Genomic DNA, 26638 nt, shown 5'->3' with positions numbered 1-26638 from the left:
AATTAAACGTTTGAGTAAAAAGTAATCGTAGGTTTAAAGGGGCATACAGTAAGTATGTATCTCTATATTAGGGAAATATTCCATATTCTTTCACGTGATGCTTCCCCTACTCAAATGTTAACCCTTGTTTAACCATAGGGAGTTATTCACCATCAATAGCCCTTAAATTGCTAAGATACAGCTACAATATTGTGTGGTATATTTAGGAAAATTAGTAAAATGGGGGAATTGAACATGAGAGAAATAGATTTTAAGAATTATCTTGTCCAAAGTGAACAGATTCAGAGTAAGGTGAAATCGGTTGCTTCTAAGGTTTCTAAAGCTTTAATAGTAGAAAGAGAGCTGAAAGTCGATTTAGATTTGATTGTAAAGAATGACGAAAAAATGTATAAATTGCTAATAAGAGTTCAGGAAGAGTTGAATGATAAGGTTTATCATCAAGTTTACCAAAATGCAGTCAGAAAATATTATCTCTTTGTAAATGGAATACAGTTTCCAAAGATGAAGGATTTTGAAAAAGAATGTAGCAGAAATAAATCTTAAACTATACAGGGAAAGTATAAAGTAATACTTTTGAGACTTCAATATAGGGAAATAGTTTGACTGCAAATTGGCACTTTTGCTAAGGAGTAGAAAATTGGAATGATTTTCAACGCACGAACTAATTATGTGTTACCTTTTCTCGGAGTATGATGAAAATGTTGTAAATTATTTGTTACGAAATTACCGAAAGACAGTATATTCAATTTAACATTGGGGGATAATAAATTATTTATTTACATAAAAAAGTTGAATAAGAGAAAGAGAGATGGTAAACACTTCTCCTATAAACATATTGAGGAGTGGTTATTTTGACGGTAAAAAGGCTTAAAGAAAGTTTTAAAAGTGTTTATCCAGCATTGGCAAAACAATGGCATCCGATAAGAAATGGCTTTCTAAAACCAAGTGATATTACTCCACATTATAATACTTGTGTATGGTGGATTTGTAATAGTGGACATGAATACCTTATGAGTCCCAATAAGAGGGCATGTGGCAGAGGGTGTTCAAAATGTGCCAAGCATATATCTATTATAGAATATTGTTTGTATTTATGCATTTTAAAAAGCTATCCTGAAACAATTATTCAATTGAAACTAAAAGATAAATGGAAAGTAGATATTTTTGTTAAGGAAATAAATACGTGTGTGGAATATGATGGATTCAGATGGCACATAAATCAAATCATAAGAGATATTGAAAAAAATAAGGTACTAAACGATTTGGGTTTCAAGATAGTAAGGCTCCGAGAGTTAGGACTACTACCTCTAATAAGTTCAAAGGATAGTAAGCAGATAGTTGTTAAGAGAAGCAGAAATATTCAAGGGTTTAATCAAATAAGGAAAAACGTAATAGAGATATGCAAAAAGCTAAACAAGTCAATAAAAATGAGTATTCAACTACATTTCACAATGGACGATTATTTGACAGCATTAGAAGAAATTCATGTAAAACCAAAGAAGAACTCAATTGTGGGTACTAAATTAGCAGAGGAATGGAATTATGAAAAGAATGGAGATTTAAAACCTTCCAATTTTACTGCTGGCTCACACTCTGAGGTATTTTGGAGGTGTAAATCAAAGGGACATGAATGGTCCGCAGTCATTTATAGCAGGAAAAAGAACGGATGTCCTTATTGTGTTAATCAATTGGTCTTACCAGAAGATTCAATTGCGTTCACGGAGCCATGGATTTTGGGGAAATGGGACTTTAAAAGGAATAAACGGACCCCAGATACTATCCCATCGGGTTCAAGTAAATATATTTACTTACTACCATGTCAATATAATCATAAACCAAGGTATGATAAGGTTCACAGAATCCTTCAGGACAAAGGAGAATGTAAGGAATGTAACAAAAGAAGTCGATCAATTGGTTTATTGCATGATTATATCCTGGATGAGTGGAATTTTGAATTAAATAGCGGTTTGGACCCATTCTTGATTAATTCCCATGAAAAAACCGAAGTATATCTAAATTGTACAAGTTGTGGTACTCCTTATCCAACTCAGGTTAGAAATAGGGTTAGGCGAAAATCATCATTTTGTCCGAAATGCGATTTCAGAACAAGAAAAATCAATGCATGTAAAAAATAATTAATAGTATTTCTTTTTTGGGGGTATTTGAAATGAATAAGGATCGGCAAAAATTGCTGGAGGAAATCATGAGGATTGACCCAGTTATTCGAAAAGCAGAAGAGAAATTGCGAAGGTTAAGTAGTGATCCTGAAGTTGTGAAGGAATATGAAAAACGAGAAAAAGAATTGGCAAAAATTAGGGAATATCAAATAATGGATGAAATAAAATCGCTTGAATTTGACGACGAAGTATATGCTGAACCATCGAAATATCAGATTAGGGTACGTGAAATGGCAAATTATTGTCGAATGGAAGGAAAGCCAATTAGCTCTTTGAAAAAAGAGGAAGCAATGAGATTCGTTGAGAGAAAGGGTGAAAAATGAAAAGCTGTTATTAATTGACCTGCACTAACCCTTCAGTGCTACCAATAGGTTTACTGGTAAAGTAAGGGTTACCTTTAAAACCTTAAAAGAGGATGGTCGCTACTTTATCATGCTATTCAAAACATACAATTTAATATGCTATTTACTATTTTGTCCTTATAAAGAAAACCCGCTAAGGGGTCAAAGGGTTTCTTTAATATCGGAAATTGTTATATCTTCAGTGTCAATAAAGTCAATAATGTCTAACAAGCTTTTAATACAATAGTCTTTGTCCGTTAAATGGTCTGCGATTAACGCTCCAGTTAAATCCAGCATTCTGGTTTTTATTCGGGCAATTGTAAGCTTTGCTTCAAGAAGGTCGTTCATTATTCTTTCCCCTTACCAAATGATGTGATTAATGTTTTACTTTATGGCACCTATAGTTTAATCAAATTCGAATGCCTTTTCAAATAGCTGTCCTTGGGTAGACCAATTGTTGACGAAAAGGGTATTTTCTCCTATGATAGTAATATAATATGAAATGTAAAAATACGGAAGAAATAGGTTGTGATTGTTATGGGGAACCTCTTTAATCGACTTCACAATTTAATAAATTTTTCAACCTAACGCTGAGTCCATGGTGAACTTGGTGTTTTTTAATGCCGTTATCTTCCTAACACAATTAGAAGTTATATTAAAAAAGGAGGCAGTTGAAATGAAAGACATTTTGATTAAAAGTACCGTTTTAAAGGTTGCAGGAGATTTAATATTTATGACTTTGGGTCTTGTAATTGGCTATTACTTGAAAAATGGGCTGTTCTAAAAATGGATAGCCATCCTTATGGGCTTTTCAGTTAAAAGAATAAGTTTGGTTAAATGGCTGATGATAAAAGGCTAAAGGAATTGCTACATGCTGGAGGGTGGAGATAGTGTGAGAAATGCAAAAAGTAATACAAAAAGAGCGGGACAACCACCTAATTTTTGGGGGAACTATCAGGATAAAGTGCCTAAAGAACAAAAAGAAAATATAATTAAGCAATACTTCAGCCAAAATATGTTGTTCATTTATACTGATATGAGCATGAGAATTGACCGTGGAATGATGGCGGTAGCCTGTACTTATGTTTCGTCAGGAACTGTCATGGTCAAACATCAGATAGTCCATCCACCTTTCGGTTGCAAGCAAATAAATGTATACGGAGAATTAGTGGCAATCCAATTTGCATTCAACCAATTTCTAAAGCACGTCGGTGACTGTAACAGTGTGACTATTTATTCTGATGTTAGAGATATTAATGAAATATTGAATCAAACAATTATGTTTAAAAGAAACCCATCGTTAAAACAGCTACAAGAAAAATTGATATTGCTCTATCAAAAAAAGAAAGAGCAATACCCCAACCTTTCCGTTCAGTATTTAACCAGTGACCAGAAAGCTCATAACCCCTTCTATAAAGCCTCTCATAATGCGTCTCGTAAGTTATTGGGATTGTAATATATCTGGGCTATGAAGCTGTATTTCCTTAATCCAGGAAGGCAAAGAAAGGTCTTCCGTAATGATTTCGGTTCGAACAGTATTATCTATATCGGACAAATAAACAAGTTTGCTCTCAGTCCCAAAAATCTGTTTGGCAAGATACATGAAATGAACCTGGGGTTCACGCAATGTGTCTTTTTCCTTTTTTACTTCGGCAAAAAAAAAGTCTTCTAAACTGAAAACGAATAAATCTGGATTTTCAATAGAATATCCTTCTTTAATCAATTCTTGGACAGTTTTCTGGAATGTCTTTATTTTTGACGAGTCTATCATGGATAAAATACATTGATTGAACCGCTCGAATTTGGATTTCTTTGATAATAAATTGAAATCGTTGTTGAAAACATAATAGCCATGCTGACGGAAGTATTGCTCCGCTTTCCATTCCCCATATCCATAGCCATTTATAACTCCTGGTCCGTTCCAGTTTAAAGTATGAGATGGGACAACACGTGGGTCTCTTGTTTTCCAATCATTTAACTCTTCACGTTGATAAGGAATAATAATCTTTTCAAATGTAATAGTTGCCATGGTAGCTCCCTATAATCAAGGCTTATAACGCCAGTCTTAAAAGTGACAAATCCTCTTTCTTGTTCTATTCAAATATTATACTATGATTTTAAGATGGAAGATTCAAGAAAAAATGAAAAAGGCAGTACAGAGCTTTGGAATAGCACGAGGGATATGTGAAAAAATACCGCTGAATTGAGGGTAGAGCGAAGAATTTATGAAAAAATAAAGAATCCATATGGAAAGAGGTGCTGACTATGAGCATATATGCAAATTGTCGAGAAGAATTATTGAATGCAGTCCATAACATTGTTAATAAAAAGGGAAAAAATGAGTTTTCTATTATGGAAGTTATTGAGTATATGGGAAGGGAAAATACCCCTTATTCAGAATCAACGATACGGACACACATAACGTCCAGGTGTTGTTCCAATGCTCCCGAAAATCATGCTGTTGTTTACAATGATTTGGAGAGGATTGGGAGAGGGAAATATAAAATTATACATAAATAAAGAATGGGATAAGATGAGAGGAAGCGGGGAAAATGTTAGATTTGGATTTTCATGAAAAAGAATATCAAATGGAAAGAGCTTTGTATGTTGTATATTTTGAATGGTGGAATCGTATGCTTCGAGCCGTGCAACAGCTTGATGACCGAGATATTCAAAAACTGTCCAATCCTTTTGTCATAAAATGTTTGCCAGCCTATCGTAAGGCTAAAAGAAAAGTGTTATTTGTTGGAAAGGAAACCAATGGCTGGGGCTTGTTTCACGAAACCTTACAATACTATAAAGATATGGATGAACAATATCAGCGAGAAAGGATTATTCGATATTTACAATGGATGTATGAGGATTTTCGATTAAGGCGGAAATGGGATCATACACTATTTTGGCGTGGTTGCAGGGAATTATTTCAGGCAATAGCACCTGGAGAGGGTGACGATGCATTCTTACATACAGAGCTTATTCCTTTTGATTATGACAATAATCGTCCTCCAGCACATCTGGAAGAAAAACTTCAAAGTGAGTTTAATGTACTACCAATGACCATCGAAGTAATAAAGCCCGATGTGGTTATCTTCTTAACTGGATATTCATATGATGATAGATTAATAAAAACGTTCAGGGACCAAAGGGTAGCAGGAGACACTATTGAATTTTATCCCATTGATGGCTTTGAAGAAAGACAGTTTGCTCGCATTTCTCATGTCATGCTCCCATTTCATACTTATCGCACCTATCACCCAGGGTACTCATTATTGAACAGGGATATAGTGTTTGATCCTATAAAGGAAAAGATAACAGGACTTCTAAATATATAATTTTTAGTGGTAGTAATCAAATGTAAAGAAAAAAAGTCTCAAATAAAAAAGCATGGAGTGTTTGGAATGAAAAGATGTATGAAATGTAAAATCTTATGAGTAATTCATCAAAAGAATGCACTAAATGTGGAAGTAAGGAATTGGAAAAAGGACGGTATAAAGATGAGAAGAATAAAGGTGTGATTTATAATAAATACCTACAAAAGAACGAAATTCGTAGATGTCCTACATGCGGTGGTGCGGGACTTATAACTATTAAAAATGGAATAGAAGAATGTAGTGTATGCAGTGTAATGTGAATTAAAACAAAAGGAGTATTTCTTTAAAAAGGTAGAGGGTTACAATTTGAGGTGCATATCATATAACTGTCAAGAAAAATGGTGCAGTTTTATAAAGTTCAAAGTCTCTTTTTTCAATAAACATTTCGTAGAAGTAAAAGGGGCTTTGGAAGTCTCATCCTTCGTCTGGATAGTAAGTAAAGAATGCTTCAAGGATAATTTTTAATTCGAAGTAGCGATAATAGGTTACTTGAAACTCCTCTTCTAATCCGTTCATGTCATCTGAATAAAAATATATGTATCATATTGTCCTTTTTGAATATCACGTAAGTTGTGTGTGCCTCTCTTTTTAAACATATGTGCATTTCCGTATACGTTTAAGGAAATCTCGAAGGGTATTTTCTACTTTTGATTATAGTAAAAAGTAGAAAATCATTCACAGTATCAAAATGCTTCATAATGACCTCCGATTATAAGGTGAATAATTTATTATTTTTATTTTAACGCTCTTTTAAAAATGGAAGCTTACATCAATATGAGCAAATTACGAATTTTGTATTAAAGGTAACTATAGATTTTCATAAAAGATATGAAAAAGATACATAAAAGGTGGCAAAACAAGTTGAATTTAGTTAGTAAAGAATAGTATGGAGGAGAAAGGTGGAGCAAAGTAGAAAGGATTTGGTTCAAAGTGAGAAATTGTTAGGTTTACAAAAAAATAACTTGATTCCTTCAGTTATCAAATCAGTTGAGAAATCTACAATATATTGTATTTGATAAATTGGATTCCTGGTATGGGAAATGTGAAGGAGTTTCGGAAATGAAAAAAGTAAGAAGAGAAGTAAGTGCAGATTTGGGTAGTATGGTAAAAAGACTTCGAGAGGCAAAAGGCTATAGTGTCCATAAATTGGGGGAGCTGTCCAAAACCAGTGCGGGATATATTTCTCGAATTGAAAGAGGGGTAAGAAAACGCCCCAGCATTATTGTATTACAGGATCTTGCAAATGGTCTTGGTGTGAATGTAAATGTCTTATTATCGGTAACGTCAGACAGGGACGAAAGGAATCAGGTTACGTTAGAACAATTGCTGTACAGTCACGATTTTTCAATTAGTAATAATGACATAGTTTCAACTGAAGTAAAAGACTTAATATTAGAGTTAGTTGAAATCGTATATGATATAGAGTGGGAAAAGGAAACAATTTTAGAGGACGCAATTCATATTCTCAAGGTTGTTTATGAAATAAAGGAGAAAATAGGGAAATAAAAACGATTTGTTGGCTATCCAATTAGGATAGTCATTCTTTTTGAGATAGTGTTCAGACATTCTGGTAATAAAAACGAAAGTCCATATTTAGAGAGTGGATAATTAAGTTCAACTTTCATTGTTACAAGGGATTATCCTAAAAGAAACAAAATGCCTTATAATGTTCAAATCTTTGAATAAATATCGATGGGAAATTTTTTGTTTTTGTCGAATAATCGGATCAGAAGGGGAGTTTTACTTAATCTATAGTTGGTTAATAGCGTGGGAATTAGATCTTAAAGGACACGAATAGGAGTCGGAATCATATACCTTGAAAAAGGAAGTAAAAGGTAAATGATGGAAGTGAGAAGAGTGCAAAATGAATCAATTAGGTAGTATAGTGAGAAGGTTACGAGAGGAGAAAGGCTATAGCTTAGTTGGATTAGCGGAAAGAAGTTATGTTTCTGCGAGTTATATCAACAAAATTGAGCTGGGTACAAGGAAACGTCCAAGTGTTGCCATTTTAAAGGATATTGCCCAAGGACTTGGCGTGGAAATGGACTATTTGCTGACGGGCAGTATCCCAACATTAGAACAGTTAGTGTTTAGTCATGATTTTACTATCGGGGATTCCAAAACAATTAGTATAGAGGGGAAGGAACTATTGATACAGTTGGTAAACACTATATATAAGATGGATTGGAATAATGAAAATATTTATGGGATACATAAAGTAATCATAGATTTAAAGGAAAAAATAGAGTGAAAAAAGGTATATTAACAATTTCTAATTAGTTTACGCTATGTAAGACAAGCAGAATTACAAAAATATCCTTCTGCCAACCTGTAACAATCTCCTTTCCGCAGTAACAAAGTTGGCACTTGAGGGGAAACGGGAGACTTTTCGGATCAATCTACAGGATCGAGAAATGTAACAATGGGCATTCTTCTCGGTCTTTTTTTTCGGAAGGGGTAAAATACTTAAGGTATCGAATCCTTGGGTATAGCGACATATGATTACAATACAAGCATAGGATGAAGACCTTTCTGACAGAGCTATTCAATTTCCTCCACAAGCCCTCCTCGCTGAGAGGGAAAGTTAGTGCGGGTTTTTGAAGTATATGACATCCTACCAATTTACGTATGGAAACAAATAACATATATGAGCCACCGTAATTATCACTGAATTCGGTGGTTTTTTTATGAAGAGAGATTGACTCAAATTGAGAAAAAGTTATATACTATATTTAACAAATTGTTAAATACTAAATTTAACAAAAGGAGGATTGAGATGAACCTTGGTGATATTGCAGAAATCAAAACAGGACTTGTACTAACAAGGAAAAAAGCTATGCTGGATACACAAACTCAAGCTTCGTATAAGCTTATCACCCTTAAAAATATTAATGAGGATGGCACTTTTAATGGGGAAAGCTTTGAGATATTTCAGAGTAATGAGCCGTTAGAGCCTCGTTATTTCACCGCTGAACGTGATATATTAATTCGCTTAAGTCACCCAAATACTGCTGTTTATGTAGGAGAACAGCAAAGTGGATTATTAGTCCCGTCTTACTTTGCAATTGTAAAGGTAAATCAAACAAAGTTTCTGGCGGAGTATATAGCCTGGTATCTAAACACTTTTGAAGTAAAAAAAGAACTGGAGAGATCACAGGCAGGAAGCCGTATACCAAGTACGAATCAAAATGTGTTGAAGACTATTCCAGTTCTCAATACTGCTTTTTCCAAACAAAAGGCACTAATAGAGCTATTGAGGCTTCATCGGCGAGAGATAAAACTCTACGAGCAGTTAATTAAAGAAAAAGAGCAGTTATTTAGGGGCATAACAGAGCAGGTAATAAATAAGGAGGAACAATCATGAATGAACAAGTTACACAGCAAGACGTAAATTTAATTCTTTGGCAGGCGGCGGACACGTTTAGAGGGAAAATTGATTCAAGTACATACAAGGACTACATCTTAACTATGCTATTCATTAAATATTTAAGTGATGCATATAAGGAACAATTAGAGGAATACACAAAACGTTACGCTGGAGATCAGCAACGGATTCAACGTGCTATCTCCAGAGAGAGGTTTATTTTAGATGAACTATCAACGTTTGACTATTTGTATAGCAAGCGAAACAATGCAGAGATTGGAGAGATTATCAACAAAGCATTGGAACGCTTAGAGAATGAGAATACAGGTAAACTACGGGGTGTTTTCCGCAACATTGACTTTAATAGTGAAGCAATACTTGGAAAGACAAAAGAGCGGAATACAATGCTTCGTTCATTGTTGGAGGATTTCAATAAGCTTACATTAAAGCCATCTGTTGTTGGAAATGAGGATATAATTGGTGATGCATATCAGTTTATGATAGAACGTTTTGCTTCTGATGCAGGCAAGAAGGGTGGAGAATTTTATACTCCTACAATGGCATCAGAGCTTTTAGCTCGCCTTGTAAAACCACAAGAAAATGATCGTATCTATGACCCTACCTGTGGTTCAGGCTCTTTGCTTATTAAAGTAGCAAATCAAGTACCGAATAAAAGGGTTGCTATTTACGGTCAAGAAAGAAATGGGGCAACTCATTCATTGGCTTTAATGAATATGTATTTACATGGTATAGACGATGCAAAAATTGAGTGGGGGGATACGTTAGCTAACCCACTACATTTAGAAGAAGGTAAATTAATGAAATTCCAAGCAATAGTTGCTAATCCTCCTTTTTCATTAGATAAGTGGGCAATGGGCTTTGCAGGAGAGGGTACAACCGACAGCAAATTTAAAATGGAAGCGAGCCTTGACCCACTTAGGAGATTCGAATGGGGAGTTCCTCCAAGCTCAAAAGGGGATTATGCTTTTGTCCAACATATGCTGTATTCTTTGGCGGAAAATGGTCGAATGGCTACAATTCTTCCGCATGGCGTATTATTTAGAGGTGCCAGTGAAGGGAAAATCCGTCAACAAATAATTGAAATGAACCTTTTGGATGCTGTAATAGGTCTTCCTGAAAACTTATTCTTTGGTACAAACATACCTACTTGTATTATGGTGTTTAAAAAAGACCGTAAGCGTAAGGAAGTTCTTTTTATAGATGCCTCTGGCGATGGTAATTATGAAAAAGGTAAAAATCAGAATAAGTTACGAGAGCAGGATATTCAAAAAATTGTACAGACATATGAAGCTTTTGAAACGATTGAGAAATTCTCATATGTAGCAACAATAGAAGAGATTAAAAGCAATGAATTTAACTTGAATATTCCTCGATATGTAGATACATTTGAGGAAGAAGAGCAAGTCAATATGAAGCAAGTCAAACAAAATATTATGGGCATTAAACAAGAGTTGAAAGAAGTAGAGAAGCAGATGGAGAGTTATCTGATAGAACTTGGATTATAGGTGATTATTTATGAAAACAACCAGTGAAATTGAAAAAGTAAGTAAGCAACCCGTAAATGAATCTGAGATGAACTCACGTTGGAAAAAAGTTAGGTTGGGGGATTTGGTTGAGTATAAGAAAGGTTTTGCTTTCAAGTCTGTTGATTATAAAAATGAAGGTGTAAGAATAATTAGAATTTCTGACACTACTTATGAATCAATAAAAGATGATAATCCAATTTATTTAGCCCTTGAAAGTAAGGAGTTATACAAAGAATATGAGTTAATGGAGAATGACCTTATAGTTACTACTGTGGGGTCAAGACCACCTCTATATGATTCTATGGCAGGAAAAGTTATTAGGGTTCCAAAAGAGAAGAGTGGATCGTTACTTAATCAAAATGCTGTATTAATCAGGGCTAAGGAAAATGTTGACCAACTGTTTTTATATAACTGTTTGAAGACCGAAAAATATTTATTCCATATAGAAGGGAGTGTAAGAGGAAACGCAAATCAAGCAAGTATTACTTTGGAAGACTTGTTTGCATTTGAAATTCCTTTACCGACCATAGAAGAGCAGAAAAAAATCTCAACTATTCTATCTACTTGGGATAGGGCATTTGAGTTAAAGGAAAAACTCATAGAACAGAAGAAAGCTCAAAAAAAAGGTTTAGTACAGAACTTGGTGAAGGGACATATACGTTGGAACGATAGCGTCGAATATAAAAAAGAGGAAATTGAAAAACGTGTGAATTTGCTAAGAAATGGAACTATACCAACAGGGTACAAAAAAACAAAAATAGGTATATTACCAATTGAGTGGGAAATAAAAAAGGGCAAAGAACTATATTCTAATTATTCAGATAAGAAGCATGACGGTACGTTAGAGGTTCTTTCAGCTACTCAAGATAGAGGGATTGTGCCAAGGTCAGAAGTGGGCATTGATATAAAATATGATAAAGAAAGTTTGATGAATTATAAAAAAGTTGAACAAGGTGACTTTGTAATAAGTTTGCGTTCATTCCAAGGCGGAATTGAGTATTCACGCTATAAGGGATTGGTAAGCCCTGCATACACTGTTTTGAAGAACAAAGTAGATATGAATAAAGAATTTTATCGTTATCTATTAAAAACAGAAACGTTTATAAATCGTTTGAGCTCGGTTACATTTGGTATTAGAGACGGTAAACAAATAAGTTACTCTGATTTTGGGGAGTTATATTTACCGTATCCCCCTATTAAAGAGCAACAGCAAATAAGTCGAATCTTATTCACTGCGGATAAGGAAATAAAATTTCTTGAGCAAGAATTAGCACAGACAAAGAAGCAAAAAAAGGGTCTGATGCAACAACTTCTAACAGGAAAAATCCGAGTAAAGGTGTAATATCTTTGCTCTTTTTCCTTAAGTTACTTGAAATGGGGATAAGCGAATGGTGAGGGAGAACAGTTATGATGAACGAATTATAAGTCAACAGCCTGCAATTGAGGTGTTAAAGAAATTAAACTATAAGTATATTTCATCGGTAGAAGCAGAACAAATGCGTGGTAGTTGGTATACCGTTTTGCTGAAAACCACTATGGAAGAGAAACTGCGGGTGTTGAATTCCTATGAGTATAAGGGGAAGATATATAAATTCAGCGAGTCTAATATTCAACAGGCTATTCGTGATTTGGACGAAGATTTGACAAACGGACTCGTAAAGGCAAACGAAAAAATTCTCGAAACACTTCTGTTAGGACGGAGCTATACAGAGCTTCTGCCAGATGGCTCAAGACGATCATTTACTATACAATTTATTGATTGGGAAGACTTCTCCAATAATGATTTTTCCGTAGTAGAGGAGTTTGCTGTTGAGCGAGCTGACGGACGTGGAACAGTTCGTCCTGACATTGTGTTGTTTGTAAATGGCATTCCACTTGTGGTCATTGAGTGTAAAAAGGCATCTATTTCAATGGATCAAGGAATAAGTCAGATGATCAGAAATCAAGGTAAGGACTATGCACCACACTTGTTTAAATTCATCCAGATCGTAATGGCAACTAACAAGAATGAAACAAAGTATGCAACATGTAATACACCGAAGAAGTTCTGGTCTATTTGGCAAGAAGAACAAGAAGCTTGGTTACAAAAAGAATTGGAGAAAGCTGTGGAAGGACGTTTGTCAACCGTACAGGATAAGAATATCATTTCATTGTTCCATCCTGAACGTCTATTGGAGCTAATTAGTTACTTCACGTTGTTTGATAAAGATGTGAAGAAAATTGCTCGTTATCAGCAGTATTTCGCCATTAAAGAGATAATAAAGACTATACAAGAATACGATGAAAACGGGAATCGCCAAGGTGGTGTCATTTGGCACACCCAAGGGTCAGGTAAGTCCTTAACAATGGCGATGCTGTCAAAGTACATTCTATCGGAGCTTTCTGGGGTAAATCCAAAAGTAATCGTTGTAACAGACAGAAAAGAATTGGATAAGCAAATTCATCGCACGTTTAACCATACAAGATTAAAGACCAGCAGAGCCACTTCAGCAGACCATTTGGTTGAACTAATTAATGACGGTAACGTTGATATTGCGACTACACTGGTTCATAAGTTTAACAAAGCTTCAGTTAAGCAGAAGCCTATCAAGTCCAAAGACATATTTATCCTAATTGATGAATCGCATCGAACTCAATATGGGGAGCTTCATATTAAAATGAAGAAGGTATTCCCTAATGCTTGCTATTTAGGCTTTACAGGTACTCCTCTCATGAAGAAGGAAAAGAGTACGATGGTGAAGTTCGGAAAGCTCATTCACACGTATACGATTGCAGATGGAGTTCGAGATAAAGCAATTGTTCCACTACTGTATGAAGGGAAAATGGTTGATCAAACGGTAAACCAAAAGGCAATTGATAAGCGTTTGGAAATGATTACTCGCCATCTTAATGATAAGCAAAAAGAAGAGGTAATGAAGAAGTGGAGCCAGTTTGAGCGGATTGCTTCATCGAATCAACGGATTAGCATGATTGCATTTGATATAAATGAACATTACCTATTGAATTATAAGACTCAAGGAAGCCATTTCAAGGCAATGCTTGCGACCAATAGTAAGGTAGAGGCTCTCCGCTATTTAGAGGCATTTGAGGAGCTTGATGATTTGAATTGTGCAGTTGTCATTTCTCCACCTGACCAAAGGGAAGGGCATGATGAGGTAGATGAAGAGTCTAACGACAGGGTGTTGAACTTCTGGAAAAAGATGATGGAACGTTATGGAAATGAAGATGCCTATGAGGATGCAATTAAGGATGAATTTGTAAATGGTGACGAGATTGATATTTTAATTGTCTGCGATAAGCTTCTCACTGGCTTCGACGCTCCGAAGGCGACCGTTCTCTATATTGATAAACCTTTAAAAGAGCATACGCTCCTGCAAGCAATTGCACGAGTAAATCGTCTGTACGAAGGGAAAGAGTACGGATTTATAATTGATTATCGAGGTCTTTTACAGAAGCTTGACCAAGCCATGCAAATGTATAGTGGTGCGGGTTTGGAGAACTTTGACCCTAAAGATATTAAGGGTGCAATTCATGATGTAATTACAATAATTGGGTTGCTACGACAGTACCATTCTGACTTACTTCAAATTTTTTCTCAAATTAAGAATAAGGATGATGCTGAAGAGTACGAGGTTTGGTTGGAGGATGAAGAACGTAAAGAAGAGTTTTATGATTTACTCAGTAAGTTCGGTCGTAATCTTGGGATAGCATTAGAATCTGAAAAGATTTACAATGCGTTACCAGAAGAAGAATTGAAAAAGTACAAGAAGGATTTGAAGTTTTTCCAAGAATTAAGGAAAAGCGTTAAGCTCCGCTACTCGGATACAATTGATCATAAAGAATATGAAGCTAAAATGCAGAAACTCATGGATAACTATATATCCGCAGAGGAAGTTATCCGTATCACAAACCCTGTTGATATATTAAATGAGAAGGCGTTCGAGGAAGAACTGGAGCGTTTGGATACTAAACGTGCTAAGGCGGATGCAATTCGTACTCGATTGACCAAGAGTGTAAATACAAAATGGGATGAAAATCCTGCCTATTATAAACGTTTCTCGGAACGTATTAAAGAAGCTCTTGAAGCCTATAAGGAGAAGCGTATTTCCGAAGCCGAGTACCTAAACAAAATGAAAGATATAATGAAAGACTATCGTTCAGGTGCATCTTCAGAAGATTATCCAAATTCAATCAGGAAAAATGGAAATGCCCAGGCGTTTTATGGTGTTACCAAAGATATTATTAGTGAAGTTAATGAAGCAAATGTGAGCTACGATGTCCTTGGAGATTTGGCATTAAAAATAGATAACACTATACAACAACATGCAAAAGTAGATTGGCATGATAACACGCAAGTTCACAATCGTATCGCCCAAGAACTTGACGACTTGCTTTTTGACTTTAAAAACGAACAGGAAATAGACTTAGATTATGATCAGATAGACAAGATTATTGAGCAAATCAAAACAGTTGCCCTACGACGTTATTAAGGTTGTGAACAACATGGAAAAACATCAAGTACAATATGGCAATAGAACAATTGAGTTTTACATTGAGCGGAAAAATGTGAAAAACGTTAATCTTAATATCAAACCTGATATGACCATCCAAGTCTCCGCTAATGAAAAAGTACCTCTATCTTTTATATATGACTTTGTAAAAGGGAAAGGAGCATGGATTTTAAAGCATGTAAAGGGCTTTGAGAAAGTGCAATCCTATAAGCAAAGTGAAAGAGAATATGTAAGCGGGGAATCTTTCAAGTATTTGGGCAAACAATACCGTTTGCGTGTCCAAAAAACTGAGGGAGATGAAGCCGTAAAGTATTTTCGAGGGTTTATATATATATTTGTGAAAAATACACACGACTTTAATAGGAAAGAGAAGTTGATGGATGAATGGTTTCGAGAAAAAGCTCGAAAGGCATTTGAGAGATCGCTTGATAAGCTTTGTCCATTGATACAAAAGTACGGAATAGAAAAACCTTCTATTGATGTTAGGGTGATGAAGGCAAGATGGGGGTCGGCATTATTAGATTCCAATACGGTTCTCCTAAATCTTGAACTGATTAAGGCTCCAAAGCATTGTATTGATTATGTAGTGTTGCATGAGTTAGTTCATTTTAAATACAACGACCATAGCGACAGGTTTTATAATATGATGTATTCTCTAATGCCAGATTGGGAAAAGAGAAAGGCAATTCTGGATGAAGAGATTGTTAGGGACTTGTAGCTGTATGACACCTACTTAGAGAAGTAACAACAAGAAGATACTACATTAAGGACAGTTCTCTACTGATATTTATAAAAGGGGACTGTCAATTTTTTTTATGGATAGAAAAGGGAGGTTTATTCGTGAAGATATATTCAAGGGATTACAAGGTATTAAATGAGCAGGAACTAATTCAGTGGGAAGACTTACAAGAGAGAGAAATAGTAAGAAGGATTGGTAAAATAGCAATTAGAAGAAATCTATATAGGGAATATCCAAGTGCTGTTAGACACTTCATTAGCTTGTTTCCAAATAATCACCTGGATATTGAAGATTTACAACAAAGAGAAAAATTAGAAAAGCTTGTTCATGAATATTCTGATCTAATAAGTGAAAAAGAAACAACAGAAAGAACAATCTTGAACTGGATAAAGGAAAAACAAGCGTATTTTATTATTGCATCCATAATGAAGAGTTATTACTCTTTCGGTCATCATGATGCATACATTTTTCCTGAATTTCAATTGGGAAATTCATATCAGGTGGATTATCTTATTATTGGTCAGAATTCAGGCGGTTACGAATTTATCTTAGTTGAACTTGAACATCCAAATAAAAAGGTAACATTAGCTGATGGTTATGAAGGTGAAAGTCTCAGGAAGGGCTTAAAACAAGTGAGAGATTGGAAATCTTGGCTCGAAGGGAACTATTCCTCACTTTACGAAACATTCAATAAGTATAAGGGAGATATTAAAACTCTACCTATTGAATTCATGAGATACGATAGTTCGAGAATTCATTATGCTGTTGTAGCAGGTAAAAGAAGTGATTTTAAAGAAAAAACCTATGAAATAAAACGTCAAAAGCTGGCGGAGAAAGTTCTGCTTCTCCATTATGACAACCTGTACGATACTGCTAATTCAGTAATTGGCGAAGCTACATATTAACCGAATTTAAGAATATTGATACCATTCGGGATAGGATGTGGGGGAAGACTATGGACCGAGAAGACTTAAAAACTGGGATTCAACTTTTAATTGCATCAAAAAGAGAAGGTGACTACTGGGATTTTAAAGAGGAACATCACTCAAACAAAGCTGATCTTTTACATGACATTATTTGTATGGCTAATAATAGGGCGGATAGAGATGGCTATATCATTTTTGGTATATCCAATGATTTTGAGGTAATGGGGTTGGAAGGTGACCTTAATAGAAGAAATCAACAAAACATCATTGATTTCTTGCGTGCTAAGAAGTTTAGCGGTGGTATTCGCCCAATAATTGAATTGAAAAGCTTGTATATTCACGGGAAAGAATTAGATGTATTAATCGTAAAGAACAGCACAGATACTCCTTACTATCTTACTGTGGATTTTCCAGAAAGAGGACGCACCGTTCGTGCAAATCATATTTATACCAGGGTTGGGGACACCAATACGCCGATCAATGAAAGTGCTGACATCAACCATGTTGAATATCTATGGAAAAAACGCTTCCTGTTAAATAGACCTCCTTTGGAGCAAATTCATAAACGATTGGATAACAAGGAAGAATGGAAAAGCGAAGGCGATACCTACTATAATGTCTACAATCCCGAATTCACGTTACAATTAAGAGACGATGAAGATTTTGGAAGACCAGAGTTTTATTCCTATCTTATGATGAATGAAAGCACATCCTATGGAAGTTTAATAGTGAGTTGCTTTGGAACAACATTATATAATCAACAATTTGTGGTGTTGGACGGCGGGCGGTATTTGACTGTAATACCTAAATGGGGATTCATAGGAAATCAATTTAGGTGGGAAGAAACATATGCCTACAAATACTTTATAAAGGGGAATTTGGACTATTCCCTGCACCTGTTTCTCCTCTCTGAAGACAACCATGAGGCATTATGGGCGAGAGATCACTTGTACAGTGGAATTATCATTTACAACAGTGAATTAGAAAGAGAGTTGTTTGAGGAATTCCTGAATCAAAACGAAGAACTTATTATTGAAGCTATGGAGAAAGACAAGGATTCCTATAATTGGCTTAAATGTAGTGAAGACCTTGAAAAGCAGGATGTCGCAAGAAAAATCAAAACGGGAATGGCATTAAAAGGCTTACTCAAAGAATTCCGTTCACATCTACGGCAAGAAACACTTATGTAAAGGTCATTTTTATTGAGGTATGTAATGGGGCAGAGGACACTTGATTCAGTGTGCATTCTGCCTTTTTGATTAGAATAAATTCATGATCATATCCTTATCCTCATCCTCCACGATGGGCTTCCTTACAACTTCGAAGGACACGGCAGTTCCCGTTTCTTGCAATCTTCTTAATAGATACTGGTACATATCTTCAAACTGTTCCTCATTCAATCCCGCTTGTCCCATGTCCTTCCGTATAAGATTGCGGATATACGAACTTATTGATGTGGTCTTTCGTTTGTTTTCTAAAAAAGAAAAAATGTCATGGTCTGAATGAGAAATGCTGAAGGTGTAACGGCTGGTGTTAGCCATTCGTTTTGATTTCGAGGATTTTCAAAAATGAGTTGGTATTAGCAAATTGGGGATTTACCATGACATGAGAGTAGGGGAATTCCTCTTTAATGAACTTTTCCAAAAGGTAGGAACCGCCACCGCAGAAGTGGATGGAATCAGTATTGAAGGTATACTCACGGCTTTGGGCAAACTGAATGATTTGCAAAAGATGGTCTCTTTTTAACTCTTCAATAAGCAGTTTGCTTTCCTCAATGATTTTCCCTTTATGTGCCAAATAACCACAATGAAGAATTTGTTCCAAATCATCAGCCGAAACGCTTAGACCAAATCGTTCGTTGATCATCTTCCCCAGTTTTCCTTTTAGGACGTTAATTCCCAAGTTGCTTACTGTCATTGTATTAAACAAAGGCTGGATGTGACGGAACGTGCAGAGGGTTGTATTCAAGCCCCCTACGTCTATAACGACAGAAGACTTATTTTTAAATAATTCAATCTGGTTATAGATACTGCCCATGCCTTCAAAGCAGATTGTAATGTCCTGCAACCGAAAGGAAAAAAGCTTATCGTTTACGCTGAACAAGATGGTTTGGTGGGAGTTCTCAATGAGAGCTTTGTGGGCTTCCTTTAAACTGGCATCTTTGTAAATGTTTATGGGGGCGTTTACTGCTAAGTGGATTTGATTTTGGAGAGGGAGTGGGACTTTCGCTTTTTCTAAGAGGATGGCAATACAGGTGTAAATGGAGAGCTGGTGAAGGAGAGAGGTTTTACTTAGCGTAAAATCATTATAATCTTCGGATACCATGCCACCAAGCAGATACTCATTTGTACCGAATTTTACATGGTACGAGTTTGGTTGTAAATCAACGGCGAACCGTTCCACTTTCTGAAGCTTAGTCCTAAAGAGCGTGGTATAAATCTGTCCCTGGTATTTCAGCATTCCCTTCACGGAATGTTTTCCTGAATCTACGGCTATCAATATTTTTTCTTGCATGAAATCAACTCCATTCTATTAAACTATTACCTTGTATTATATGGGCAACGGTTTTGGATATTCATAAAAATATGAAAAAGTCATACCAACATTGTTCGAGTTAATTCTTAATTTTCATAAAGGTATGATCTCTAAAAATTGTAAAATAATTATCTGACTATTATGAGGTTGCAAAGGTAAAATAAAGCTGTATTAGGTATAGAATCGTATAGAACCGTTTTCCCCTGTTATTTGAAATAATAATGGATTATCCTTTATAAGCAGAACAAGAGCTTATAAAGGAGGCTTTCATGTGGAAAATTATTTTTTTGAGTTGAAAGAACAAATCTTAAATCAGGAAAGGTGGGACAATAAGCACTTTCATGTTTTTGACTACGAGGCTGGTAAAGGAAAAAGTACAACAGCCCAGAAAATATTGGGGGAAATGACTAAAGAGTACCCCTTTCGGGTTTTATATGTTCAGCCTTATGTGAAGGACAACCTGCTTGATGAAACTGTTGCATCGATTAATAAATCTGCAGGTAAACAAGTTGCTGTCGGTTATTCCAGTGAAGACACAAAGAAAGGCAAGAAGAAGCAGGCGGAAGAAGCTCAAATCCTCTGCCTCACGACTAATTTTTACCAGCAAATTTCTAAAGGGAACCACAAGGAGTTTATTCGTGATCGGGAAATCCTTATTATCGATGAATTTCCTGATTTTTTGGAAGTTGAGTCAATTGGATTGGCAGATATAGGGGAATTATGGAGCAAGCTTGGATTTCATTCAAAGGAACTTGATTTACTTGTTAATGATTTGCGTGGGAAGTTCTTCAAAATTATGGAAAACAAATCGGCTCAAAAAACTCCTATAATTTCCCACCTCGATTTTAAATCAGAGCTATATAAGACAAGTAAAAAAGTGATAATGGGTTTAATGCAATCATCCTCAAAAGATACACAACCCCTTTTAACTAAAATCCTCCATCTCCTTCAAAACGGCTGTCTCTTCCACGAAAACCAACTCCACACGTTTAATTCTGATTCGAAACTTCTCCCTCTCAAATGCAACCTCATTTTGGATGCTAATGGGTTCGATGCAAGATACCACCTATCCAACCAATTCATTGTAAGAAAACAGAGCAAAGCCTTTTCTTATGAAAACACCCATCTGAATCATTATGAAATCAATACAGCGAAAAAGGGACTAAAAAGATATGCAGACTTTCATGAAACTGTACTTCAGAAGGTCAATATTGAGGAGAGGAAAGGAGTCTTATTCATTACCGATAAGGATAGCGAGCAAATATTAAAAGGTTGCTTGGAAGCCCATTTTTCCCATATGGGAGAAAACCTTGAAGAGATTAGTAAAAGAATGGGATGCCGATTGGAAATTAATCATTTTGGCAATATTGTCGGGGTCAACCATTATCGGGATTTTGATACAGTGTTAATCCTTAAAACACCCTTTTATAACTATTTGAACTATGCCATGAACTACTTCTACTATAGCTCCCTGGATCAAAAGCCCATAGGGAATATTGAAGTTTTTCAACACGAGGAAGTTGAAAATCTTCGAATAACAATGGTAGCGGGTGAAATCTATCAAGCCATTAAACGGATCAACCGAGATAACAGCCAGATTGCGATGATGGAAGTATGCTGTGACTTTCGAGAGGCAATGGATATGGTCAAGCAACAACTGCCAGGAGTGCAATACAGTAAGGCGAAAATGGAGGTCAGCAAAAAGAAAAAATATGATAACTCCTCACGGAAGGACAATTCTGTTTTTGAGAAAAGGATAGAGCAGTTGAAGGCTTTGATTATGCAGTATCAAAGCGAAGGCAAGAGTGAGGTAAAGAAGGAGGAGCTTATTGAGAGGCTTGAATTGAAGCAAAAATCAAGCTTGTCAAAAGTGCTAAAATCTCTGCAAGGTTTTATAGAATCACAGCAAATCATAAACAAAGGTCAGTGGCTTTATTTTAGCGATTCGAATGTGTAGCAGGACGAGAATGTCGATATGGCATCCTTTTTTTGTGGTCAAGATGCCCTAACTGGTGGAATGCAGAAAAGTTGTTCCACGCATTCGTCCAGAAGAAAAACAAGAAAAGAATGTCCTTGCATCCAAACCCATAGGAGGATGACATGAAAAGTTGTCTTTAACTCTATATAAGGAGTTAGCCTAAAATTGGTTGCAACTTTTTGGCTTGCTGTAGTTTTTGGATACTCCTGTTGGAAGTATACCCTGCAATATAGAGTGGACAGCTACTATAGGGGGATTCACTATTTTAAAAAGGAGGCATATCCTTCAGGGGGCAGTCATAGCTTGGAGGATGCAAAATCTCCTATGGGAGTTCCGTAAACCACATGGACTTTCAATAGTCGCTGACGCTTGGACCATTCAAATAGGAGGTTCGCAAACTCCCAGTGGAAAGGAAAGAAAATATGCATCCCGTTTTGCAGGCATTAAGAGCAATGGCATTCTTACTGGAGAACAATGCTTAGGCATAGAGAATTTACCGTTCCTATTGGATGTATCCTAATACGGCAATGAGTTATACCTATGCATGTTGTCCCACCCAAATTGGATGATTCAACCCTCCCAGGAGCAATGCAGGGTGCCTTTGGGATATGGAAATACTCCACACCAATAGATTTTGAGGAAGTACCCAAGGGCAACTGCATACAAAATTCAGATAATTATAAAGTTTGGTTTTCGTTGAAAGTTATCCTTTCCTACAGGAATCCACGGCAACACTTAGGTCATTGCCAAGTTCATAAACATTGTAGGATATTTGGAGTTCCCCTAAGCCTTTCGAGGAATGGAGGAACCCTTGTTTAAAGGTCTTCAAAGCGAAGCGGATTGAAAGTTCTACATGGTTTTTTGAAATCCAAATAGGAGACATTGCTTCCAATCAGAGTTTGCATACTCCATTCCAGATTGAATGCGTTAATCAACTTATTGCGATGGCATGCAGTTTTTACTATATAATATAGGTTTTATTATGTTTTCAGAAAGTTGCAGGGGGGATCGGTTGAAAATAGCTCAAACCGCATTCGACCTAAAGTTGGTTTTATAGTGGGTGAGTTCATGCGATAATATAAATAGAAAAGTAAAAGGAGGAATGTCAATTGACCCGTATCACAAACAAAAATCAAAACCCTTCTCCACTTGAGTGGGAAAGGAACCTCTATTCATTAGCAGGGTATCTCGAAGGAGACTACCAAGAGGAGCTGGGGTCGGATGAACCGTTAGTATCAAATCTTTCGTGCTTGGATGTTGCACTGGACGGGGGCTTTACCAAAGGCTTATATATGCTTATGGCAACGGAGCAATCCCCAAAATTTGCATTCATTACCCAGCTGGCAGAGGCGTTTGCCAAACAAGACTTTGGTGTTTTGTTCATTACCCCTAAGAAAAACCTCTCGATACTTCCTGCATTTGTCCTCTCCCGTCAAACTCTTCTTCACGATTTTCGAAATGAAAAGCCCATTGATGAACTTATGCCTGTTTCGTCCGATTTGTGGAACCATCTTTCCGAAACTGTTAAAGAACAAACAAAACTTCTTGTCAAAAACATGGGAGTTATTGATTCCCTCAATATTACAACCGATTTCCTTAAAGGACGGATAAACGCCTTAAAAACTACCCGATATGAAAAATTTATGTGTTTTGTAGATGCTTCCCATATTCAGCCAAGCCGTTTAGATAGCTTCCTGGAAGACTACAGACAACTGGCAGAAGAGTTAGAAATGCCGATTATCATCTTTACGAAAGTGCCTGTAGAGGAAGGAAAAGATTTCCTCCGCATAATGGATGGGATAAGTCATCTTGTTGATTACTTGCTATTTCTTAACCGTACCACAGCAAATAGTGACCCTATGAGTTTAAGCAAAGGCAAGGAAAACCTCGACTGGCTCCTCTATAAATGCCACGTGATGCCCTCCTATTCAGCTCCTGAATTCCGTAAATGCTATCTGACGGTCTATTCCAAATTTGGTTTATTCTCCGAAGCATAAAGAAGAAAGCAATTCCTCTGTGCGGGAAAGAACCCTAAAAAATCAAAGAAGAAGGGGTTATCCTTCCTTGATAGATAATCCCCATTTGGCTCCTATAATAAGTTCACATCAATGTGTTTCCACAACAAGTTTTTTTGCTCTGTATGAAAAGTCATTAAAAGGGAGGAAATGAATATGGTCATGAAAAAAACTCATATTTTTGATGCAAGGAAATCTGTAGTATATAGAAAGTCGCTTATTTTTAAGAAGGAGATTTACAAGTTAGTAAAGGGGCTTCCAGCCTATGAAGCTGGCAATATGTTCGATCAACTCATTCGATGCTCTACAAGTGTCGTAGCCAATCTGAGAGAAGGAATGGAGAATATTTTTTATGGTAAAGAATTTGACCGTCTGAATACGAGCTTGGGTTCTATAGCCGAATGCAGAGCCTTTTTGGATATGGCTGTTATGGAAGAAGGGTATCTTTCAAAAGAAAAATATGGACGGCTCGATAAAGATGCGGAAACGATTTATCGACTAATATTAGAACGTTTGTTTGAAATAGATCGGATTCTTTCTGGGACCCAGGAAGAGAGCGTGTCATGATGGAAAAGCCCGAAGATTTTAGAAGGTTAGCTCTATATTATCGGTCTCTTGATTTACACAAAGCGGTAAACAACTTATTAAGGGTACACGGGGCAAGGCTTAATGAAGTGGATCAATTAAACCTACGAAAACGGGCAACGGTTGTTACAAAGAAAATCGCATATGCCATGTCACAGACTAATAATAAAATTCGTTTTAAAAAGTTAAATGAAGCCAAAAATTGCCTTCTCCAGCTAAAATCCATGTTAAAGGAAGCGGTAAGCAAAATGGATGGGGCAATGGAAGAATACTCAAAGGTGGAGGATTACATCATACAAGTTTTAAAGCTATTTAATTATTCCTTTGCTCAATTAAAAAAACAAAGGATAAAATGATTATCACTCCTTGTAACCGCTAAGTAGAAATGAACACTTTCTTACCCAAAAATGCTAAATAAGACTGAACACTATTTCCCAGTAGAGACGTGCAATTTATTTGGAGAGGCGGGCATGATAGCCTATTTCGGCTGAGCCAGATAACACTGGTACATCTGGCTTCGTGGCTCATAGTCTTGCCCGCAGAGGCTCTATGTAAAGTGACAATGTCCAAGTTCTAATTCCCAGTAAAGTGTTCACTTCAATTTAGCAAAAAGTGTTCAAAGTTATCTGACGATTACACTCATCTTCCCTCAATATACAAGGAGGGAAGGTGAAATGAAAATTAACAAGAAAAAAGCCGTTCTTCTAATATTGCTCTGTCCCTTCTCCATCAAAATAGGCTTCTTTAGCCTGTTCCATTTTTCTTGCATGAGGTCCCAGCGGTCATCATCTATGGAAATATCCTTTATGTCAATGCCAGCTCCAAAAACCTCGGTTTGGGATTTTTGTCTTATTTGATTTATAACCCGACTAAAGTTTTCCTTTTCAAAGTTTAAGATTACTTGAATCCAAATATCATGGAACCCTAAATCCCCTAATTGCTGGTAAATACTCTCACTTTTTTGTTGTAAGTCGGTTCCGCTTGTCTTCCCACTGTTTAAGATCTTCTTCCACCTTAATGACTTGGGTTTGATAGTAGTTTTTAAGGGGATGGTTAGATTGAGCTTTATGTCGGCTATTTGTTAAGTCTTCTTGTTTCATTTCGATAATCATATTCAATCTTCTTAAAGTTTCAGTTACATCTGCTAATTCACGAAAATAACGTCTAATGGTGTTTCCCTTTTCAGAGAATGCATGTCTGCAGGTTTCCAGTCGTTGGCGAGTCAAATCCATTGTTTCTTTTTCTGCTTGCCATCTTTTTTTGATGGCTTCAAATTCTTCCTCTGTTTTTCCAACCACTTGATTTTCAAATATATCTAATAAATTGTTGTTTTCTTGGAAAGGGGGGCATATTAGTCCTTCTCTCATGTTTTTTACATACTTGTTGAATTCCTTCATCTAAAAAGTCTTGTTTCAACCTTATTCAACTTGCCGTCATACGAAAACCCTTAAATGATTATACCTAATAGTCAGTAGGCATCTTAGTTGAAGAACAATAATGTTTCGTACCATTTGTATTATTTCCATAACTTTGTATCTAAATTAGGGAAGGGAAAATCAAATCAGACATTATCATAATGCAACTATCCTTTGCGAGTTCTCGTTATTTCGAATGCCTAAGTAATTTGCTGTATTATAAGCACAGTATACGAGTAGTTAGATATACTTTTTCTAAATCTAAGGAAGGAAAAAATCTTTTTTCATCGAAATACAGTGAAAAAGGAGGAGGATATAATGAGCCAAAATAAAGATGAATACGTAGGAAGATGCTCAAATTGTGGTAAAGAAATTAGAAGTAATGACTATTGGGAATCTTTTGATGGCTACGGAATGCATGAACTTTTTTGCTCACGTAAATGTAATGATGAGTATCGTGAGGAAAACCCAATTAATCATCAAGCTTGGAAGGATTAAATACTAACTCGCATTAAATATAGGCATTAATAATGTCTCCCTCATAATGAAAAGGGAGACATTATTTTTTGTTTATGTGTTTCAATTATTGTACCTTTTGGGATAGATGAATCTTAAGTTCCAGAACTTCTGTTTACCCATTATGTGATATTTCCAAAGTTTAAATACTATTTGGAATGCATAATTATTAATCTGTGTTGCATTTAGATTGCACAGATTAAATTAATGTTTACAACTGTATAAAATAGTGATAATATTAAACTGAGTAAAAAGGAGGTGACAAACGTGGCTACCAACGCTTACCACTTAGTTGATCCAACGCATAGAAGTTCAGTCGTTCTTTCAGATTATTCAAGTGCAATAAAAAAAGCCGTTTCCTGTATCCGCCCCTCGGCAGTTGTAACAGTTTATAACAGTTTTTTTGAAATTAATACTTTAACTGATTTAACCGATGGTGAAAGACGTAGCATCGGAAGGCGAATTGCACAAAACTCCTCAGACCTAAACTCACTGAAAAGACCACATTCAAATGGCTATCACTTATTCAAACGTAAATAGCATTGATGGGAGAGGCTTTAGGTAATTACCTCTCCCACTATTCTTAGGTTGACCAATTTCAAAACAAATAAAACTGGA

28 protein-coding genes are annotated in these 26638 nt (G+C 36.0%); 23 read left to right on the top strand and 5 right to left on the bottom strand.

The genetic code is table 11. The features are described 5' to 3' along the window. Positions 1-234 precede the first annotated feature (234 nt). The 3 genes from V7124_RS19980 (at position 235) to V7124_RS19970 (ending at position 2500) form a co-directional block, all read left to right on the top strand. Positions 235-543 carry a hypothetical protein gene (locus tag V7124_RS19980; protein ID WP_335492730.1) on the top strand — a complete coding sequence of 103 codons (309 nt, stop codon included), beginning with the start codon at positions 235-237 and terminating at the stop codon, positions 541-543. 308 nt (positions 544-851) lie between these two features. Beyond that, positions 852-2135, top strand: coding sequence for a zinc-ribbon domain-containing protein (locus V7124_RS19975; protein ID WP_335492726.1), 1284 nt, complete (start codon positions 852-854; stop codon positions 2133-2135). A 32-nt stretch (positions 2136-2167) separates the two neighbouring features. Continuing rightward, positions 2168-2500, top strand: a complete 333-nt coding sequence (locus V7124_RS19970; protein WP_335492722.1) for a hypothetical protein — start codon at positions 2168-2170, stop codon at positions 2498-2500. Positions 2501-2680: 180 nt separating this feature from the next. Here V7124_RS19970 and V7124_RS19965 read toward each other — a convergent pair whose 3' ends face one another. Then, positions 2681-2866 (bottom strand): hypothetical protein, encoded by a 186-nt coding sequence (locus V7124_RS19965; RefSeq protein ID WP_335492719.1) that lies wholly within the window; start codon positions 2864-2866, stop codon positions 2681-2683. A gap of 544 nt (positions 2867-3410) precedes the next feature. Between V7124_RS19965 and V7124_RS19960 the strand changes: the two genes are divergently transcribed. After that, the gene (locus V7124_RS19960; protein ID WP_335492716.1) at positions 3411-3974 is read left to right on the top strand and encodes a hypothetical protein; all 564 of its coding nucleotides are present in this window, start codon (positions 3411-3413) and stop codon (positions 3972-3974) included. On the opposite strand, the gene V7124_RS19955 is transcribed toward V7124_RS19960, so the two are convergent. Continuing rightward, positions 3960-4547: a hypothetical protein gene (locus V7124_RS19955; RefSeq protein ID WP_335492713.1), complete on the bottom strand. Its 588-nt coding sequence runs from the start codon at positions 4545-4547 to the stop codon at positions 3960-3962. The genes V7124_RS19960 and V7124_RS19955 overlap by 15 nt on opposite strands. A 236-nt stretch (positions 4548-4783) precedes the next feature. On the opposite strand from V7124_RS19955, the gene V7124_RS26300 reads away from it, so the two are divergent. From V7124_RS26300 to V7124_RS19900, 12 genes are all read left to right on the top strand, one after another. After that, positions 4784-5038: a DUF7669 domain-containing protein gene (locus tag V7124_RS26300; RefSeq protein WP_420490571.1), complete on the top strand. Its 255-nt coding sequence runs from the start codon at positions 4784-4786 to the stop codon at positions 5036-5038. Between the two features lie 32 nt (positions 5039-5070). Then, positions 5071-5850, top strand: coding sequence for a hypothetical protein (locus V7124_RS19950; protein ID WP_335492709.1), 780 nt, complete (start codon positions 5071-5073; stop codon positions 5848-5850). Between the two features lie 95 nt (positions 5851-5945). Further along, positions 5946-6149: a hypothetical protein gene (locus V7124_RS19945; protein ID WP_335492706.1), complete on the top strand. Its 204-nt coding sequence runs from the start codon at positions 5946-5948 to the stop codon at positions 6147-6149. A 799-nt stretch (positions 6150-6948) separates the two neighbouring features. Continuing rightward, positions 6949-7395: a helix-turn-helix domain-containing protein gene (locus V7124_RS19940; protein WP_335492703.1), complete on the top strand. Its 447-nt coding sequence runs from the start codon at positions 6949-6951 to the stop codon at positions 7393-7395. Between the two features lie 358 nt (positions 7396-7753). Continuing rightward, positions 7754-8140, top strand: coding sequence for a helix-turn-helix domain-containing protein (locus tag V7124_RS19935; protein WP_335492698.1), 387 nt, complete (start codon positions 7754-7756; stop codon positions 8138-8140). 525 nt (positions 8141-8665) lie between these two features. After that, positions 8666-9253, top strand: coding sequence for a restriction endonuclease subunit S (locus tag V7124_RS19930; protein WP_335492694.1), 588 nt, complete (start codon positions 8666-8668; stop codon positions 9251-9253). Continuing rightward, entirely contained in the window at positions 9250-10779 is a 1530-nt protein-coding gene (locus V7124_RS19925) for a type I restriction-modification system subunit M (RefSeq protein ID WP_335492691.1), read from the top strand. Before V7124_RS19930 ends, V7124_RS19925 begins: the two co-directional genes overlap by 4 nt. 10 nt (positions 10780-10789) lie before the next feature. Next, positions 10790-12142 (top strand): restriction endonuclease subunit S, encoded by a 1353-nt coding sequence (locus V7124_RS19920; protein ID WP_335492689.1) that lies wholly within the window; start codon positions 10790-10792, stop codon positions 12140-12142. A 46-nt stretch (positions 12143-12188) separates the two neighbouring features. Next, entirely contained in the window at positions 12189-15290 is a 3102-nt protein-coding gene (locus V7124_RS19915; protein ID WP_335492685.1) for a type I restriction endonuclease subunit R, read from the top strand. Positions 15291-15303: 13 nt separating this feature from the next. Continuing rightward, a complete protein-coding gene (locus tag V7124_RS19910) occupies positions 15304-16029 on the top strand; it encodes a M48 family metallopeptidase (protein ID WP_335492681.1) in 726 nt (241 codons plus the stop codon). Positions 16030-16151: 122 nt separating this feature from the next. Continuing rightward, entirely contained in the window at positions 16152-16955 is an 804-nt protein-coding gene (locus V7124_RS19905; protein WP_335492677.1) for a Shedu anti-phage system protein SduA domain-containing protein, read from the top strand. Between the two features lie 50 nt (positions 16956-17005). Continuing rightward, a complete protein-coding gene (locus tag V7124_RS19900) occupies positions 17006-18166 on the top strand; it encodes an ATP-binding protein (RefSeq protein ID WP_335492672.1) in 1161 nt (386 codons plus the stop codon). Between the two features lie 69 nt (positions 18167-18235). Here V7124_RS19900 and V7124_RS19895 read toward each other — a convergent pair whose 3' ends face one another. Together V7124_RS19895 and V7124_RS19890 are read right to left on the bottom strand one after the other, a co-directional pair. Next, positions 18236-18517 (bottom strand): hypothetical protein, encoded by a 282-nt coding sequence (locus V7124_RS19895; RefSeq protein WP_335492667.1) that lies wholly within the window; start codon positions 18515-18517, stop codon positions 18236-18238. Further along, on the bottom strand, positions 18510-19490 hold the full coding sequence (locus V7124_RS19890; RefSeq protein ID WP_335492664.1) for a ParM/StbA family protein: 981 nt from the start codon (positions 19488-19490) through the stop codon (positions 18510-18512). The genes V7124_RS19895 and V7124_RS19890 overlap by 8 nt, the downstream gene beginning before the upstream one ends. A 292-nt stretch (positions 19491-19782) precedes the next feature. Here V7124_RS19890 and V7124_RS19885 point away from each other — a divergent pair, with 292 nt between their 5' ends. The 5 genes from V7124_RS19885 (at position 19783) to V7124_RS19865 (ending at position 24445) form a co-directional block, all read left to right on the top strand. Continuing rightward, a complete protein-coding gene (locus tag V7124_RS19885; RefSeq protein WP_335492659.1) occupies positions 19783-21468 on the top strand; it encodes a DEAD/DEAH box helicase family protein in 1686 nt (561 codons plus the stop codon). 331 nt (positions 21469-21799) lie between these two features. Continuing rightward, positions 21800-22009: a hypothetical protein gene (locus V7124_RS19880; protein WP_335492656.1), complete on the top strand. Its 210-nt coding sequence runs from the start codon at positions 21800-21802 to the stop codon at positions 22007-22009. 589 nt (positions 22010-22598) lie between these two features. Then, on the top strand, positions 22599-23486 hold the full coding sequence (locus V7124_RS19875; RefSeq protein WP_335492652.1) for a hypothetical protein: 888 nt from the start codon (positions 22599-22601) through the stop codon (positions 23484-23486). Positions 23487-23660: 174 nt separating this feature from the next. Beyond that, positions 23661-24071 (top strand): four helix bundle protein, encoded by a 411-nt coding sequence (locus V7124_RS19870; RefSeq protein ID WP_335492649.1) that lies wholly within the window; start codon positions 23661-23663, stop codon positions 24069-24071. Beyond that, positions 24068-24445, top strand: a complete 378-nt coding sequence (locus V7124_RS19865) for a hypothetical protein (RefSeq protein ID WP_335492646.1) — start codon at positions 24068-24070, stop codon at positions 24443-24445. The genes V7124_RS19870 and V7124_RS19865 overlap by 4 nt, the downstream gene beginning before the upstream one ends. 597 nt (positions 24446-25042) lie before the next feature. Here the strand turns inward: V7124_RS19865 and V7124_RS19860 are convergent. Beyond that, entirely contained in the window at positions 25043-25456 is a 414-nt protein-coding gene (locus V7124_RS19860; RefSeq protein ID WP_335492642.1) for a hypothetical protein, read from the bottom strand. A gap of 366 nt (positions 25457-25822) precedes the next feature. On the opposite strand from V7124_RS19860, the gene V7124_RS19855 reads away from it, so the two are divergent. Continuing rightward, a complete protein-coding gene (locus V7124_RS19855; RefSeq protein ID WP_335492637.1) occupies positions 25823-26002 on the top strand; it encodes a hypothetical protein in 180 nt (59 codons plus the stop codon). A 285-nt stretch (positions 26003-26287) separates the two neighbouring features. Then, on the top strand, positions 26288-26560 hold the full coding sequence (locus tag V7124_RS19850) for a hypothetical protein (protein WP_335492633.1): 273 nt from the start codon (positions 26288-26290) through the stop codon (positions 26558-26560). Positions 26561-26638 lie beyond the last annotated feature (78 nt).

The organism is Neobacillus niacini (assembly GCF_036961885.1).
GTDB classification, from domain to species: Bacteria; Bacillota; Bacilli; order Bacillales; family Cytobacillaceae; genus Neobacillus; species Neobacillus niacini_H.
The sequence above is the reverse complement of the archived record's forward strand: the minus strand, read 5'-3'. Positions and strand labels throughout refer to the sequence as shown.

What these genes read in the sequence shown, in the direction of transcription:
- V7124_RS19980 (WP_335492730.1), top strand. Translation starts at nt 235, where the DNA reads ATGAGAGAAATAGATTTTAAGAATTATCTTGTCCAAAGTGAACAGATT.
- V7124_RS19900 (WP_335492672.1), top strand. Translation starts at nt 17,006, where the DNA reads ATGGACCGAGAAGACTTAAAAACTGGGATTCAACTTTTAATTGCATCA.
- V7124_RS19860 (WP_335492642.1), bottom strand. Translation starts at nt 25,456, where the DNA reads ATGAGAGAAGGACTAATATGCCCCCCTTTCCAAGAAAACAACAATTTA.
- V7124_RS19950 (WP_335492709.1), top strand. Translation starts at nt 5,071, where the DNA reads ATGTTAGATTTGGATTTTCATGAAAAAGAATATCAAATGGAAAGAGCT.
- V7124_RS26300 (WP_420490571.1), top strand. Translation starts at nt 4,784, where the DNA reads ATGAGCATATATGCAAATTGTCGAGAAGAATTATTGAATGCAGTCCAT.
- V7124_RS19930 (WP_335492694.1), top strand. Translation starts at nt 8,666, where the DNA reads ATGAACCTTGGTGATATTGCAGAAATCAAAACAGGACTTGTACTAACA.
- V7124_RS19915 (WP_335492685.1), top strand. Translation starts at nt 12,189, where the DNA reads ATGGTGAGGGAGAACAGTTATGATGAACGAATTATAAGTCAACAGCCT.
- V7124_RS19955 (WP_335492713.1), bottom strand. Translation starts at nt 4,547, where the DNA reads ATGGCAACTATTACATTTGAAAAGATTATTATTCCTTATCAACGTGAA.
- V7124_RS19925 (WP_335492691.1), top strand. Translation starts at nt 9,250, where the DNA reads ATGAATGAACAAGTTACACAGCAAGACGTAAATTTAATTCTTTGGCAG.
- V7124_RS19920 (WP_335492689.1), top strand. Translation starts at nt 10,790, where the DNA reads ATGAAAACAACCAGTGAAATTGAAAAAGTAAGTAAGCAACCCGTAAAT.
- V7124_RS19870 (WP_335492649.1), top strand. Translation starts at nt 23,661, where the DNA reads ATGGTCATGAAAAAAACTCATATTTTTGATGCAAGGAAATCTGTAGTA.
- V7124_RS19910 (WP_335492681.1), top strand. Translation starts at nt 15,304, where the DNA reads ATGGAAAAACATCAAGTACAATATGGCAATAGAACAATTGAGTTTTAC.
- V7124_RS19890 (WP_335492664.1), bottom strand. Translation starts at nt 19,490, where the DNA reads ATGCAAGAAAAAATATTGATAGCCGTAGATTCAGGAAAACATTCCGTG.
- V7124_RS19865 (WP_335492646.1), top strand. Translation starts at nt 24,068, where the DNA reads ATGATGGAAAAGCCCGAAGATTTTAGAAGGTTAGCTCTATATTATCGG.
- V7124_RS19880 (WP_335492656.1), top strand. Translation starts at nt 21,800, where the DNA reads ATGCAAAATCTCCTATGGGAGTTCCGTAAACCACATGGACTTTCAATA.
- V7124_RS19895 (WP_335492667.1), bottom strand. Translation starts at nt 18,517, where the DNA reads ATGGCTAACACCAGCCGTTACACCTTCAGCATTTCTCATTCAGACCAT.
- V7124_RS19945 (WP_335492706.1), top strand. Translation starts at nt 5,946, where the DNA reads ATGAGTAATTCATCAAAAGAATGCACTAAATGTGGAAGTAAGGAATTG.
- V7124_RS19940 (WP_335492703.1), top strand. Translation starts at nt 6,949, where the DNA reads ATGAAAAAAGTAAGAAGAGAAGTAAGTGCAGATTTGGGTAGTATGGTA.
- V7124_RS19965 (WP_335492719.1), bottom strand. Translation starts at nt 2,866, where the DNA reads ATGAACGACCTTCTTGAAGCAAAGCTTACAATTGCCCGAATAAAAACC.
- V7124_RS19935 (WP_335492698.1), top strand. Translation starts at nt 7,754, where the DNA reads ATGAATCAATTAGGTAGTATAGTGAGAAGGTTACGAGAGGAGAAAGGC.
- V7124_RS19970 (WP_335492722.1), top strand. Translation starts at nt 2,168, where the DNA reads ATGAATAAGGATCGGCAAAAATTGCTGGAGGAAATCATGAGGATTGAC.
- V7124_RS19855 (WP_335492637.1), top strand. Translation starts at nt 25,823, where the DNA reads ATGAGCCAAAATAAAGATGAATACGTAGGAAGATGCTCAAATTGTGGT.